Origin of the sequence: Novosphingobium subterraneum, from assembly GCF_000807925.1 — a bacterium.
GTDB lineage: Bacteria > Pseudomonadota > Alphaproteobacteria > Sphingomonadales > Sphingomonadaceae > Novosphingobium > Novosphingobium subterraneum.
Genome location: NZ_JRVC01000002.1, coordinates 115,139 through 129,416, shown reverse-complemented (window position 1 = coordinate 129,416; position 14,278 = coordinate 115,139). Strand labels below are relative to the sequence as shown.

Here is a 14,278-nt window from a genome sequence, read left to right as displayed (position 1 = left end):
CCAATGATTCAGGCGTACGTGGCATCCAGTGCCCATGACATCCCGTCTTGCACTAGCCCTTCTTCTTGCCCTGACAGGTTGTGGTGACGATGCCGCCGAGCGTGTTGCTCGCGCCGAGCGTGAAATTGCCGGGATGGAATTGGGCGCGGCCAAGGTCGACCTCACTGCAGCTCTGGCCGACGCGGGTGATGATCCGGCAATTCTTCGCATGCTTGCAGCGGTGCAGCTCCGGTTGGGCGATGGCGATGGTGCAGCCGCCACGGCTTCCCGGCTTGAACGCTCGGGCGGATCACAAGCCGAATTGGCGTTGATCCGTGCCGAGGCGGCCGTCCCGCGGGGCAACTCGGACCAGGCGCTGGCACTTCTGGGGCAGGATGCCTCGCCTGCTGCAGAGCGGGTCAGGGCCGCCGCGCTGTCCGCCAAGGGAGACACAGCGGGTGCCTTCGCAGCTCTGCAGCGGGGCGCAGCATCAGGAGGCGATCCGCTCCTCCTTCGCGACTACGCGCGGTTCCTCATAGCGGCGCAGGATCTCGATGCGGCATCAAGGCAGGTTGAAGCCCTGTCGCGACTTCCGGCCGGAAAATTCGACGCTGCGCTGATTGCCGCGGATATCGCAGTGAGGCGGGGGCAGTTCGCCGAAGCGCATGCAGTACTTGAGCAGATGGCCGCGAAGTACCCGCGCGTGCCTGACCCATGGCTGGCAAGGGCGAATGCCTTCGATCTCCAGGGCAAGCTTGACGATGCCTTGGCAATGACATCGCGGGCCGCAGCGGTCGCGCCAGATGATCCGCGCGTTCGGGATCTGCAGGTGCAGTTTGCGTCGATGAAGGGCGAATGGGACAAGGTCCGATCGCTGTTGGCCAGGCAGGAGCGCGATCTTGATCCCCTGTCTGCCAATGGGCTCAGTTATGCCGAGGCGATGTTGCGGACCGGACATCCCGAACAGGCACGGGCGATGTTCCAAAGGGCGCTCACGCGCTCACCGAACAATCCTTTTGCGCGCATCATGTTGGCAGAAGCGCAACTGGCGACCGGGGACTCCCTTGCCGCTTTCGGCACGGTACGCCCTCTTGCAGCCAGCCAGTTGGCAGGCCCGCGGGAACTCGAGTTGGCGGTAAAGGCGGCCGACGCCGCGGGCCTGCCCGATGCAACGCCGTTGCGCGCGCGGCTGCGTGCCGCACAGGCAGGACAGGCGCAATCACTGGCAGCTGAAGGCCAGGCCGCCTTGGCACGCGAAGACTGGAGCGCTGCGGCTCAGGCCTATGCACAACTTGCGCAGTCAGGAGATGACCCGGAAGTCCTCAAGCGACTGGCGCTTGCGCTTAGCCATGCCGGGAAGGGCGAAGAGGCGATCAGGGCGGCCGACAAGGCGCGCGCACTGCGCCCCGAAGATCCTGATACGTTGTACATGGCCGGTCTGGTTCGCGCCCGGACGGGAACGGACCTGCCGACTGCAATCACCCTTCTTCGCAAGGCGAGCTCGGCCGAACCGACGAACGCGGTGTTTCGCAACACTTTGGCCCGCTATCAGACGCAACCCGGCGCCTGATAGCGGAAATGCGTCAGGCGCGGGGCTTGGTCTTGCGTGAGCGGGCGAAGCCGATGCCGAGAAGTCCGAGAGCCATCATGCCCAGCATGCCCGGCTCCGGCACAGCCGTGCCGCCCGAAGTGGTGGTCGTGCCCCCTGACGTCGTTGTGGTCCCGCCCGAGGTCGTTGTCGTACCGCCCGAAGTGGTGGTGGTGCCACCCGAAGTCGTCGTGGTGCCGCCCGAAGTGGTGGTGGTGCCGCCTGAAGACGTCGTACCCCCGCAGAGCGACGAACCGCCGCTGTGACCGCAGTTGCAGTAGTGCTTGTGAGTCAGCCACCAGGTTGCGTTTGCGGGCGATGCGGCTGACAGGCCCGCAGTTGCTGCCATGGCGAGGAATATCGAGCGAATGTTCATGTTAACCCCCATTGGTTAATCTCAGTCTGCCCCTGGCTAAGCAAAACCGGTGCCAACTGTGAAATTACAGGGCGGTACGTGGTTAACCTTCGCCGACGCAAAGGGCGATGTAAAGCAAGGCGACGAATAGTGTTTCCCGTTCGTTTCCAGAACGTCAGCCATTCTGCCGCAAGGCAACATCGTTCATGAAACGAACGTCATCTTTCGAAGCAAGCCAGCCCGCTTCGGAAGCGACTGCGCCCAGCATTTCGATCAGGTCGTCCTGCTCTGCCTTGGCGAATGCGCCCAGGACATGGCCCGTGACACGATCCTTGTGGCCCGGATGCCCTATGCCAAGCCTGACTCGCCGGAAATCGGCCCCAAGATGCTGATCGATCGAGCGCAGGCCATTGTGGCCGGCAGTACCGCCGCCTTGCTTCACCTTGACCTTGAACGGCGCAAGATCGAGCTCATCGTGGAACACTGTCAGCACATCCATGCCCAGCTTGTAGAAGCGCATCGCTTCGCCGACGGAACGCCCACTCTCGTTCATGAAAGTCGCAGGCTTGAGCAGCAGGACCTTCTGATTGCCGATCCGGCCTTCCTGCAGCCAGCCTTGGAACTTCTTCTGCACTGGCCCGAAGTTGTGGACCTCGGCAATCGTGTCGAGTGCCATGAAGCCGACGTTGTGCCTGTGAAGCGCATATTGCGGTCCGGGATTTCCGAGGCCGACCCAGAGTTGCATGTGCGGAAATTCCTTGGTTGCGAGGCCCTGCGCCTTGCCAGATAACACGGTGCAAAAAAAGAACCCCTCCCGCACGTCGCGGAAGGGGTGTCTTATAAGCGCGCCTGCCTGAGCAGGGCCAAGTTGGGCTATCAGCCTTCCTTGGTGGTGTCGCCTTCTTCGCTCTTCAGCGAGGAGGGGGCCACGATCGTCGCGATGGTGAAGTCGCGGTCCGAGATCGCGGGCTTCACGCCTGCGGGCAGGGTGACAGCGCTGATGTGGATCGAATCGCCGACTTCGTAGCCGGCAACGTCGACGATGATGTCGTCGGGGATCGCGTCAGGCTGGCAGATCAGTTCGAGTTCGTGACGAACGATGTTGAGGATGCCGCCCTTCTTGAGGCCCGGCGACTTCTCTTCGTTGATGAAGGCCACCGGCACGTCGACGTGGACGACCGAGTCCTTCGAAACGCGCAGGAAGTCTGCGTGCTGCGGACGGTCGGTCACCGGGTGGAAGGCGACGTCCTTGGGCAGGGTGCGGATGGTCTGGCCACCGACAGTGAGCTCGACGACCGAGTTGAAGAAGTGGCCGGTGCCCAGCGCCTTGTTCAGCGCCTTTTCTTCAAGGTGGATCGCGATGGGTTCTTCGTTGCCGCCATAGATCACGGCGGGGGTGCGGCCTTCGCGACGCAGTGCACGGGAGGCTCCCTTGCCTGCCCGATCGCGCGTCTCGGCCGACAGCGTAAGCGTCTCGCTCATGTGTCAGTACCTTCAGCTATGTTCAAACACTTCCTCCGCCACGCCTCCAGGGATGACCATGACAGGGAAGCGGCGGCCCTTAGCGGGTTTGCCGGGAAATGCAAGAAATCAGTGGGCGCTCTCAAGGCACTCGCTTGATTGTCCACCCCCGCGCCATCATCAGGCGCTGCAGGCTGTCGGACCCTGCCAGATGCGCGGCGCCCACGGCCACGAACGGTTTTGCGCCCTGCTTCAGCATCGCGTCCAGCTGATCCGCCCAAGCCCGGTTCCGGTCCGTCAGTAGCGCTTGATGCAGCCCAGGATCGGCCAGAAACCCCTCGTTCGCCTCGCGCGCAATGCCAAGGTCGTCGCCCTTGAGCCAGAGCGCGACCATGTCGGCCTCTTCATCCTTGTCGCTTGCGGCCTCCACCGTCACTTCCTGCAGCAGCACCTGTTGCTGGCGCGCAGGGAGGGCGTCGAACACGCCGAACTGGCTGTGGATCGTCTCGAACCCCGCGACCGGCTTGCCCACTGCCAGCTTGCGCAGGGCAGGCTCTGCCCCGCTGTCAGGATCGGCTCCCGCCTTCTGCCCGGCAATCGCCGCAAGCTGCAGCGCCACTGCCCAGCTTTCGGTATCGGCAAAGTCCGCATCGGAAAGACCGAGCTTGCGATAGACCTCGGCCAGCTTGGCTCGATAGGCAGGCGCAAGCCGCTGCGAGGGCGGCGGCAGGCCCTCGGTCCCGGCCAGTTCCGCCAGCGCCTCCCCCGCCACCTTCTGGTTCAGCGGCTCGGCGATCTCCAGCACCAGGCGGTCTGCCTGCGCCAAAGCCTCACCAACGGCGGGCCGCAACCACTGTGTATCAGGCGGCAGGGCATGGACGGTGCCGAACATGTAGCCGCGCACCGCCCCGGTCCTCTCCTCGATTTGCCATAGCGCCACGCGCGTATCCGGCAGCGGCGCAGGTTTCCCGCGCTCCAGCCAAGCCATGGCCATGCCCAGCAGCAATGCCGGGACCACGGCCCACAACAGGCGCGGCAGGAAGCGAGTCAGCTGCTTCATTGCACCCGCGTCGCCGTCAGACCCTGGGCCTTGAGCATATCCTGCACGCTCTGCACGCCGGCCAGATGCCCTGCGCCCACTGCGATGAACACCGTACCCGGCTGGTCGAGCCGCCTGGCAATCCACGAAGCCCAGTTACGGTTGCGCTGGTAAAGCAGCGTCTCAGCCAGTTCAGGATCGTCCATGTTCTCGTTGATCAGCTTGCCGAGCCCTTCCGGATCGCCCGAACCCCATTCATCAGTCATCGTGCCGATGATGGCAAAGCTCTTGTCGAAATCCCGCACCGCTTCACCAAGGAACTTGAGCTGCGCCTCGCGCGGCAACTGGTCGAACAGGCCCAGCTGGTATTCGACCGTCTCCAGTGCGCCGAGCTTCTTGCCCTTGGCCAAAGCGGCCTTGCGCAGGACTGCTTCCACGCCGCTGTCGGCCCCATATCCGGCCATGGCATAGGGCATGACGCCCAAGGTGATTCCGGCCAGCCAAGGTTCGAGCGGATCGAACGCCTCCGCCGGAATCTTGAGCTTCGCCAGCAGCGCCTCATAAGCTACGCGATCTGCATCAGGCATCAGCGAACGCAGCGTCTCGCCCTTGAGCAGGCCGACAGCCATCACCGTTTTCTGCTGCTCTGCCGCCGGCACTTCCGGAATCTCGGTAATGAGTTCGGCTGACCCGTCGAGCGCCTGTCCCACTGGCCCGTCAAGCCAGACAAGACCCTTTGGCAATGCATGGATCGTGCCGAACAGGTAGATCGTCGTGTCGGCGTCCGCCACCTTCCACAGCGCAGGCTTCAACTGCCTCGGCGCGGGTGCCTCCGCAGCAGGCTTGGCAGCAGGCGCCTCGGCGTGGACTGCTCCGGCAAAGGCGAAGACGGCCAGGGCAACCGTGGCGGCGAATGTACGATAGGCGCGTTTCATCATCAGGCTCCTTGTGCCCGCAAACAGGTTGCAGGGGAATGAAGGTTTGAAGGGGTGGCGTCAGAGGTGGCGCTGGCGGAACCAGACCACGCCCCATACCGCCATCGTGGCAAGGTAGACCGTCATGCCGTCAACTGCCGGCAGAAACCCGCCGCGATGGCCCAGCCACCAGATCGGCGCCATTGCGCTATAGAAGTAGAGCCCGACCAAGGCCCCGGTACGGTAGGATTGCTCTTCGTGCTCGTCGATATTGCGATGCCAGAACCACGTGACGGGTGTGATGACGAGCACGATGACCGCGATAAGTGCGGCGGCAACGCCTGCGGGAAGGGGGGCATTGGCCACGTCGAACGGCTGTCCCGGTGCGTCGCCGGCAATACTCATCCACGCCCCCATGACGAGGCCGAGTCCGCCTGCGACCACAGCGCTGATCGTGGCGCGGCGGGCACGGGGCGAAAGCGGACCGTTCTCGCGATAGTAACGGCGCGCGCTGACCCATGCGAACCATAATGCGGCGAGCGTCAGGGCAGCAAACACGCCCATGATGACCCATCCGATCGGCTTGACCTGTTCTTCCTTGCCAAGCGCACCAATAAGGCCCGCCGCAGCGCCGGAGAAGAACACCGCCGCCATCGTCGCGCCAAACATGTGCAAGGCAAGCTTGCCGAGGCTCATGGCGGGCTGGTCGATCCGGTCGTCAGTCATGTTGGAAACCATCATCGAAGATCTCCTCGATACGAAGCTGGAACAGGCGCGCGATGCGAAAGGCGAGGGGAAGCGAAGGATCGTGCTTGCCCGTCTCGATCGCGTTCACCGCTTGGCGGGACACGTCGAGTTTCAGGGCAAGATCGGCCTGGCTCCACTGTCGCTCGGCGCGCAAAACTCTCAATCGGTTGTTCATGTCATGCTGACCTGTCCATATGTCAGGTTATGCTGACAATATGTCGCGATTTTCTGACTATGTCAAGAATACCTGACATGGTGGCGAAAACCGCGCTTGCCGGTTGAATTTGCCGGGCGCATCGGCCAAAGCCGCGCGACCATGGCCGATACTGCTACAACGCCCCTCAGCCTGCAGGACATGATCCTGCGCCTTCATGCTTTCTGGAGCGAACAGGGCTGCCTGATCCTCCAGCCTTATGACATGCGGATGGGGGCAGGGACCTTCCACACCGCCACCACACTGCGCGCGCTTGGGCCGGAACCGTGGAACGCCGCTTTCGTGCAGCCCTGCCGCCGCCCGACTGACGGACGCTATGGCGAGAACCCCAATCGCCTGCAGCACTATTACCAGTATCAAGTTATCCTGAAGCCGAGCCCCGAAAACCTGCAGGAACTCTACCTGCAGAGCCTCGTCGAGATCGGCATCGACCCGCTGGTCCACGATATCCGCTTCGTGGAAGACGACTGGGAATCTCCCACATTGGGCGCTTGGGGCCTCGGCTGGGAAGTCTGGTGTGATGGCATGGAAGTCACCCAGTTCACCTACTTCCAGCAGATGGGCGGCTTCGATTGCAAGCCCGTCGCAGGTGAGCTGACCTACGGGCTTGAGCGCCTCGCCATGTACATCCAGGGCGTCGACAACGTCTATGACCTTGCCTTCAACAGCCACGGCGTCACCTATGGCGAGGTGTTTCTCGAGAACGAGAAACAGATGTCGAAGTGGAACTTCGAGGTCGCCGATACCGACAGCTTGTTTGAAGGGTTCCGCCGTGCCGAGGCCGAATGCCTCCGCAGCCTCGAGGCCGGCGTGCCCATCGCCGCCTACGAGCAGGCGATCGAGGCTAGCCACCTGTTCAACCTGCTGCAGGCACGCGGCGTGATCTCGGTGCAGGAGCGCGCCAGCTACATGGGCCGCGTCCGCGATCTCGCGCGTGGTTCCTGCGAGGCCTACATGGAAAAGAACGCCGATCAGTGGGCGGCCAAGTATCCGGAGTGGAGCAAGTGAGCGATTTCCTCCTCGAACTGCGCTCGGAAGAAATCCCGGCCCGCATGCAGGCAGGCGCCCGCGCCGATCTCGAAAAGCTGTTCCGCAAGCAGCTTGACGCTGCCGGCCTCAAGGCTGGCGAGATCACCGTCTGGTCCACCCCGCGCCGTCTCGCCCTAATCGCCCGCGACCTGCCGCTGGCAACCGAGGCCGTGTCCGAGGAAACCAAGGGCCCCAAGACTTCCGCCCCCGAACAGGCCCTCGAAGGCTTCCTGCGCAAGACCGGCCTCACCCGTGACCAGTTGACCGAGCGCGATGGCGTCTGGTTCGCCATCACCGAAAAGCCCGGCCGCGCCACCAGGGACGTGCTCGCCGATGCCATCCCCGCCATCATCCGCGCCTTCCCCTGGCCCAAGAGCCAGCGCTGGGGCGCAGCCTCGCTCTCCACCGAAAGCTTGCGCTGGGTGCGCCCGCTCTCCGGCATCGTTGCCATCCTGGGTGAGGATCTGGTCGAGTGCGAGATCGGCGGGGTGAAGTCGGGCTATGCGACGCTTGGCCACCGCTTCCACCACGCTGGCGAGATTACCATTGGTGGCGCGAGTGACTACGCCGAAAAGCTGCGCGCCTGCCACGTCATCGTCGACCATGTCGAGCGCGAGGCGATGGTGCGCGAAAAGGCCAAGGCCGCAGCTGAGGCCGCCGGTCTCGTGTTGGTCGAGGACGAAGGTCTGGTGATCGAGAACGCCGGCCTCACCGAATGGCCGGTCCCGCTGTTGGGCCGCTTCGACGAGGCGTTCCTCGACGTGCCGCCCGAAGTCATCCAGCTCACCGCGCGCGTCAACCAGAAGTACTTCATCTGCCGCGACGCTGCTGGCAAGCTCGCTAACGCCTTCGTCTGCACCGCCAATATCGAGGCCAAGGACGGCGGCACCGCCATCGTCGACGGCAACCGCAAGGTCCTCGCCGCCCGCCTGTCCGACGCCCGCTTCTTCTGGGAGCAGGACAAGAAGAAGCCGTTGTCGCTCCACGCCGAGAAGCTCTCGCGCATCACGTTCCACGAGAAGCTGGGGACGGTGGCGCAACGCCACGAGCGCTTTATTTCGCTTGTAAACGATTTTCAGGGCCAGTTGGAGGCGGGCGTCCCGGCTGCCAAACAGGCCGCCGCGATCCTCAAGGCTGACCTCGTGACAGAGATGGTCGGCGAGTTTCCTGAGCTTCAGGGGCTCATGGGAGGATACTACGCCGAAGCGGAGGCACTGCCTTCCGCCGTCTCTGACGCGGTGAGAGATCATTACAAGCCAGTGGGCCAAGCCGATGCGGTACCAACCGCCGGGGCGTCGATCCTTGTAGCTCTGATCGACAAGGTTGATGCGCTCGTCGGCTTTTTCGGTGCCGATCTCAAACCTACGGGCTCTAAGGATCCGTTTGCGCTTCGTCGTGCGGCTCTTGGAACAATCCGCTTGATCACCGAGAACCATCTGCGGTTGTCGCTTGGTCAATTGTTCCGCGCTGCCGCTCAGCTCTATCGCAATCAGGGCATCGCCGTCGAAAACTCGTCTGAAGACCTCCTCGCCTTCTTCGCCGACCGGCTCAAAGTCCAGCAACGCGAAGCAGGTGTCCGCCACGACCTGATCGACGCCGTGTTCGCCCTCGGCGGCGAGGACGATCTCGTCCGTCTGCTCGCCCGCGTCCACGCGCTGCAGTCCTTCGTCGGCACCGAGGACGGCACCAACCTGCTCGCGGGCTACAAGCGCGCGGCCAACATCCTCAAGAAGGAAGGCTTCGCCACCAACCCCAACGCCGGGTCCGAAGGCGAGGGCGTCGTCCCGCCGACCGGCGAGGAAGACCCGCTTGTGCTGGTTGACGACCCCGCGCTCAAGGGCGTCGCTGCGCAGTTCTCGCACCCCGAATGCAACTACACCCGCGAACCTGCCGAACAGGCGCTGGTCGATGCGCTCAATTCCGCAGAACCGCAGGCGGCAGGCGCGATTGCGGCCGAGGACTTCACCGCGGCTATGGCGGCATTGGCGTCCTTGCGCGCGCCAATCGATGCTTTCTTTGATCAGGTTACGGTCAATGAGGCGGACGCTAACAAGCGTTCCAGTCGCTTGGCCTTGCTTGACCGCTTCCGTGCTGCAGTGCACAAAGTTGCGGACTTTTCGCGCATAGAAGGCTAAGAGCGGGCCGACTCCGGGCCCGTTCCGGCAAGAACAGACTTACGCAGGGAGCCTCGTTGGCGGCATGAGCGCATACGTATTCCACTTCGGCGGCGGCGCATCGTCTTCGGACGCGCGGGCCAAGGACAAGACCATCGTCGGCGGCAAGGGCGCGAACCTTGCGGAAATGGCCGGGATCGGCCTGCCGGTGCCCCCGGGTTTCACCATCAGCACCGAAGTGTGCACCGCCTACAACGCCAGCGGCAAGACCTTTGACGATGCCTTGCGAGCAGGTGTCGCCAACGGCGTTGCGCATATCGAGAAGGCCACCGGCCGCACCTTCGGCGATGCGTCGAACCCGCTGCTCGTTTCGGTCCGCTCGGGCGCGCGCGTCTCGATGCCGGGCATGATGGACACCGTCCTCAACCTCGGCCTCAATGACCAGACCGTTGAAGGTCTCGCCGCCGGTTCGGGCGATCCACGTTTCGCTTGGGACAGCTACCGCCGTTTCATACAGATGTATTCCGACGTGGTGCTTGGCCTCGACCATCACCGCTTCGAGGACGCACTGGAAATCGTCAAGGAAGACAACGGCTTCTTCAACGATGTTGAGCTTGGTGCTCAACACTGGCAGGCGCTCGTCGGCGAATACAAGGCTATCGTTGAAGACCTGCTCGGCCGCCCGTTTCCGCAGGACGTGCACGAACAGCTCTGGGGCGCCATCGGCGCCGTGTTCGACAGCTGGGAGTCCGACCGCGCCAAGGTCTACCGCAAGCTCAACGACATTCCGCATGACTGGGGCACCGCCGTCAACGTGCAGGCAATGGTCTTCGGCAACATGGGCGATACTTCGGCCACCGGCGTTGCTTTCACCCGCGACCCGGCGACCGGCGAGAAGGCCTATTACGGCGAATGGCTGGTCAATGCCCAGGGCGAGGACGTCGTCGCCGGCATCCGCACTCCGCAGTACCTGACGCTCGCCGCGCGTGAACGGGCAGGTGCCAAGCCGCTGTCGATGGAAGAGGCGATGCCCGGCGCCTATGCCGAACTCGCCGCTGTGTTCGAGCTGCTCGAAAAGCACTATCGTGACATGCAGGACATCGAGTTCACCGTAGAGCAGGGCAAGCTGTGGATGCTGCAGACCCGCTCCGGCAAGCGCACCGCCAAGGCCGCCCTCAAGATGGCGGTCGATATGGTGGCTGAAGGCCTCATCGATGAAGCCACCGCAATCAAGCGCATCGATCCGATGGCGCTCGATCAGCTTCTGCACCCCACGCTCGATCCCAAGGCGCAGCGCGACGTGCTGACCAAGGGCCTGCCGGCATCACCGGGCGCGGCTTCGGGCGCGGTCGTGTTCGACGCCGATACCGCGCAAGCCCGCGCCGAGCGTGGTGACGCCGTGATCCTCGTCCGCGTCGAAACTTCGCCCGAAGACATCCACGGCATGCACGCTGCCAAGGGCATCCTCACGGCTCGCGGCGGCATGACCAGCCACGCTGCCGTCGTCGCGCGTGGCATGGGCCGCCCTTGCGTCTCGGGCGCGTCCGGCGTGTCGATCGACATGGCCAGCCGCACCGCGAAGATCGGCAACCGCGAGATCAAGGAGGGCGATGTCATCACTCTCGATGGCTCGAACGGCGATGTCATGGCCGGTCTCGTGCCGACGGTGGAGCCGGAACTCGTTGGCGATTTCGGCACCTTGATGACCTGGGCCGACAAGCACCGCCGCATGAAGGTGCGCACCAACGCCGAAACGCCGCTCGATTGCCAGGTCGCGCGCCAGTTCGGGGCCGAAGGCATCGGTCTGTGCCGCACCGAGCACATGTTCTTCGAAGCAGGCCGCATCAGTGCCGTGCGCCAGATGATCCTTGCCGAAGACGAGAAGGGCCGTCGTGCTGCCCTTGCCAAGCTGCTGCCCGAACAGCGCAGCGACTTTCAGTCGATCTTCGAGGTCATGGCGGGCCTGCCTGTCACGATCCGCCTGCTCGACCCGCCACTGCACGAATTCCTGCCCCACGCCGATGCCGAGTTCGCCGAACTCGCCGAAGCCACCGGGCTTGGCGTCGAACACCTGAAGCGCCGGGCGGGCGAACTCCACGAATTCAATCCGATGCTGGGCCACCGCGGTTGCCGCCTCGGCATTACCTTCCCGGAAATCTACGAGATGCAGGCCCGCGCTATCTTCGAGGCGGCCTGCGACGTTGCCGAGAAGAGCGGCGATGCACCGATTCCCGAAGTGATGATCCCGCTGGTCGCCACGCGCAAGGAACTCGAAATCCTGCGTGCGCTGATCGACCGGGTCGCGCTCTCGGTTTTCACCGAGAAGGGGCGGACGCTGGAATACATGGTCGGCACCATGATCGAGCTGCCGCGCGCCGCACTGATGGCAGGCGAGATTGCCGAGGAAGCCAAGTTCTTCTCGTTCGGTACCAACGATCTCACCCAGACCACGCTCGGCGTCAGCCGTGATGACGCAGCGCGGTTCCTAAACCCCTACGTCGACCAGGGCATCTACCCGCGCGATCCGTTCGTGAGTCTCGACATTGAAGGCGTCGGCCAACTCGTCGAATTGGCAGCAGAACGTGGCCGCAAGACGCGCCCGGACATCAAGCTCGGTATCTGTGGCGAGCATGGTGGCGATCCGGCTTCCATCGCGTTCTGCGAGAAGACCGGCCTCGATTACGTCTCGGCAAGCCCCTATCGCGTGCCGATTGCACGGCTCGCGGCGGCCCAGGCGGCTTTGGGCTGATAACCTATCTGGAGTGTTTCCCCGGGGAAACACTCCACGTTGGTGCGTCGAACTTGCCTTGTGGGCGGCTCAGAACTTGGGCGGGCGCAGGGCCTTCGCCCAGCCGCTGAGCGTCAGAATCTCGAACCTTTCGTTAACCTTGCCGTCGGAATCCCGGCGAGCGTCGAAAGCTGCATGTGCGCGGGCCAGCGCGGCTTTCCCCAACGGTGCGCCGGGTCGGGCAAGGCAGTTGCTAAGACCTTGTCCACGCAAGTCAGCGATCATCCCGGCGAACGAGCTGAACCGTACGTCGACGTGATGGCTGTCGATCACCGGGTCGGCGAAACCGGCCCGCTGCAACAGCTGCCCGCCAGCGCGCACGTCGACTTGAGGATGGATGCGCGGGGAAGGGCGGTCACCATCGGCTTCGAGCATGATCGCGCGCAACGCCGGTAGCGACCCCGCCCCGAGGAAACACGCAATCATCAACCCACCATCGGCCAGAGCGCGGCGCAGGTGCACCAGCGCGCCGGGCAGATCATTGGCGGTATCGAGTGTGCCGAGGCTGGCGATGAAGTCGTACCCGGCAGGGGCAGGGTAGGGCGCCTCTTCGTCGACCAGCACGTCTCCCAATGCAGGATCGCGGCGGTCAACAGTGGCGCCCGAGGCCGCCAAAGCCGCACCAATCGCGTCGGTCCAGTCACCGATGACCAGAGCCCGCCGTGGTTCGTGGCGGAGGAAGGACAGGCGCTCGATCACGTCCTCGACCATGTCATCGACGATATAGCGCGGCGCGTCCGGAGGCGTTTGCAGATGCGCCATGCGGCGGCGGACGGCATTCCGCCGATTTCGAGCAAAAATAACGGGGGGAGTACTGGCCATTTCCGGGCAGTGCCCGTGTCCGCCGGTCTTGCCAAGAGGGGCATTCGTGCGACGATGCGGCAATGCCTTTGTCTGCTGCGCAGTTCTCCGCCGTGTTGACGCCGATCGTCGACTTCGTGTTCCCGCCCCGCTGCCCGCTGTGTGGCAGTCCCGTGGCGGCGCATGGTGGGCTTTGCCTGGGCTGCTGGGGCAAGATCGTCGTCCCGTCGGGCACTTGCTGCAAGCTCTGTCAACGCCCGATGGGGGAACAGCACGGGGCAGAGGCCGACCTGCTCTGCGCGCCGTGCATGGCAGAGCCACCCAGGCACACCGGTATCTCCGCTGCGACGCTCTATAACGAGCCGTCCCGCGCGCTGGTGCTGGCTCTCAAGCATGGACGGCGAATCGGGCTTGTGCCGATGATGGCCCGGATGATTCTGCCAAGGCTCGCCGGACTTGAAGGAGAATGGCTTGTTGTGCCGGTGCCGCTCCACCGCTGGCGGCTGATGCGGCGCGGATTCAACCAGTCGGCTCTTCTGGCGCGGGAACTTGCGAGATTGACCGGCCAGCGACTCATGGTTGATGGACTGCTTCGCCCGCGGGCGACGCCGTCACTTGGCGGTCTGAACCGCAAGGCTCGAGCTCGCGCGCTTACCGGTGCGATCCAGCCCAATCCGCGCCTCGCTTCGCGCTTGTCAGGAGCGCGCGTCTTGCTGGTCGATGACGTGATGACCAGCGGCGCGACGACGGATGCCTGCATGGTGGCACTGCGCAAGGCCAAGGTGGCCGAGGTGAAGATTGCCTGCTTTTCGCGGGTTCTCGACGAAGCCCTTGATGGTCTGCGCGCTCTCCCGGAGCCGGATGTGCAGGGCTGATGCCGTCGACAAAAGGAAACGCCCGGAACCGAAGTTCCGGGCGCCCTCGTGACGAAAATCTTGCGGCGTCCGCGTTGACCGCGATACCGACGGCCCCCTGACCGTCCCGCTTTTACCCTCACCATCCGGTCTCGCTTCGCGCGGCCCCTTTGGGCCTGCTGCGAGGCAGCCAACCGGCCCCTCATCAAGTGTCCCTGAACATTGGCGCTACGTCCACTGCCGCCCGGTTGCGGGCTGGCGGTTCAGTTGACGGTTCCCTCAAACCGCTGCGTCTTCATCACCCATTCATGCTTTGGACGGAAGCAGATTGTTCTGCGGCCATGGCTTTTGCAGCATTGTGTGGTTATCGTGCAACAAAACCGCCACACACAGTG

Annotated in this window: 13 protein-coding genes; 5 read left to right on the top strand and 8 right to left on the bottom strand. The window is 64.0% G+C overall.

Features of this window, described 5'->3' with window-relative positions; genetic code table 11:
* Positions 1 to 34: 34 nt before the first annotated feature.
* Positions 35 to 1,549 (top strand): tetratricopeptide repeat protein, encoded by a 1,515-nt coding sequence (locus NJ75_RS02530; RefSeq protein WP_039331187.1) that lies wholly within the window; start codon positions 35 to 37, stop codon positions 1,547 to 1,549.
* 13 nt (positions 1,550 to 1,562) lie between these two features.
* Here the strand turns inward: NJ75_RS02530 and NJ75_RS02525 are convergent, their stop codons facing one another.
* The 7 genes from NJ75_RS02525 to NJ75_RS02495 form a co-directional block, all read right to left on the bottom strand.
* Entirely contained in the window at positions 1,563 to 1,943 is a 381-nt protein-coding gene (locus NJ75_RS02525) for a PEP-CTERM sorting domain-containing protein (protein WP_039331185.1), read from the bottom strand.
* 154 nt (positions 1,944 to 2,097) lie between these two features.
* Positions 2,098 to 2,667 carry an aminoacyl-tRNA hydrolase gene (gene pth / locus NJ75_RS02520; RefSeq protein WP_039331488.1) on the bottom strand — a complete coding sequence of 190 codons (570 nt, stop codon included), beginning with the start codon at positions 2,665 to 2,667 and terminating at the stop codon, positions 2,098 to 2,100.
* A 131-nt stretch (positions 2,668 to 2,798) separates the two neighbouring features.
* Positions 2,799 to 3,404, bottom strand: a complete 606-nt coding sequence (locus tag NJ75_RS02515; protein ID WP_039331184.1) for a 50S ribosomal protein L25/general stress protein Ctc — start codon at positions 3,402 to 3,404, stop codon at positions 2,799 to 2,801.
* 121 nt (positions 3,405 to 3,525) lie between these two features.
* Positions 3,526 to 4,443 (bottom strand): TraB/GumN family protein, encoded by a 918-nt coding sequence (locus NJ75_RS02510; RefSeq protein ID WP_052241873.1) that lies wholly within the window; start codon positions 4,441 to 4,443, stop codon positions 3,526 to 3,528.
* Positions 4,440 to 5,357 carry a TraB/GumN family protein gene (locus NJ75_RS02505; RefSeq protein WP_039331486.1) on the bottom strand — a complete coding sequence of 306 codons (918 nt, stop codon included), beginning with the start codon at positions 5,355 to 5,357 and terminating at the stop codon, positions 4,440 to 4,442. The genes NJ75_RS02510 and NJ75_RS02505 overlap by 4 nt, the downstream gene beginning before the upstream one ends.
* Before the next feature lie 60 nt (positions 5,358 to 5,417).
* Positions 5,418 to 6,077: a hypothetical protein gene (locus NJ75_RS02500; RefSeq protein WP_156135683.1), complete on the bottom strand. Its 660-nt coding sequence runs from the start codon at positions 6,075 to 6,077 to the stop codon at positions 5,418 to 5,420.
* Positions 6,055 to 6,258 (bottom strand): helix-turn-helix transcriptional regulator, encoded by a 204-nt coding sequence (locus NJ75_RS02495; protein ID WP_039331181.1) that lies wholly within the window; start codon positions 6,256 to 6,258, stop codon positions 6,055 to 6,057. The genes NJ75_RS02500 and NJ75_RS02495 overlap by 23 nt, the downstream gene beginning before the upstream one ends.
* A 141-nt stretch (positions 6,259 to 6,399) precedes the next feature.
* On the opposite strand from NJ75_RS02495, the gene NJ75_RS02490 reads away from it, so the two are divergent.
* The 3 genes from NJ75_RS02490 (at position 6,400) to ppdK (ending at position 12,189) form a co-directional block, all read left to right on the top strand.
* On the top strand, positions 6,400 to 7,305 hold the full coding sequence (locus NJ75_RS02490) for a glycine--tRNA ligase subunit alpha (protein WP_039331485.1): 906 nt from the start codon (positions 6,400 to 6,402) through the stop codon (positions 7,303 to 7,305).
* The gene (gene glyS, locus NJ75_RS02485) at positions 7,302 to 9,461 is read left to right on the top strand and encodes a glycine--tRNA ligase subunit beta (RefSeq protein ID WP_039331179.1); all 2,160 of its coding nucleotides are present in this window, start codon (positions 7,302 to 7,304) and stop codon (positions 9,459 to 9,461) included. Before NJ75_RS02490 ends, glyS begins: the two co-directional genes overlap by 4 nt.
* 64 nt (positions 9,462 to 9,525) lie before the next feature.
* The gene (gene ppdK / locus NJ75_RS02480) at positions 9,526 to 12,189 is read left to right on the top strand and encodes a pyruvate, phosphate dikinase (RefSeq protein WP_039331178.1); all 2,664 of its coding nucleotides are present in this window, start codon (positions 9,526 to 9,528) and stop codon (positions 12,187 to 12,189) included.
* Between the two features lie 69 nt (positions 12,190 to 12,258).
* Here ppdK and NJ75_RS02475 read toward each other — a convergent pair whose 3' ends face one another.
* Positions 12,259 to 12,990 (bottom strand): class I SAM-dependent methyltransferase, encoded by a 732-nt coding sequence (locus NJ75_RS02475; protein ID WP_407668271.1) that lies wholly within the window; start codon positions 12,988 to 12,990, stop codon positions 12,259 to 12,261.
* 122 nt (positions 12,991 to 13,112) lie between these two features.
* Here NJ75_RS02475 and NJ75_RS02470 point away from each other — a divergent pair, with 122 nt between their 5' ends.
* Positions 13,113 to 13,904: a ComF family protein gene (locus NJ75_RS02470; RefSeq protein WP_039331174.1), complete on the top strand. Its 792-nt coding sequence runs from the start codon at positions 13,113 to 13,115 to the stop codon at positions 13,902 to 13,904.
* Positions 13,905 to 14,278 lie beyond the last annotated feature (374 nt).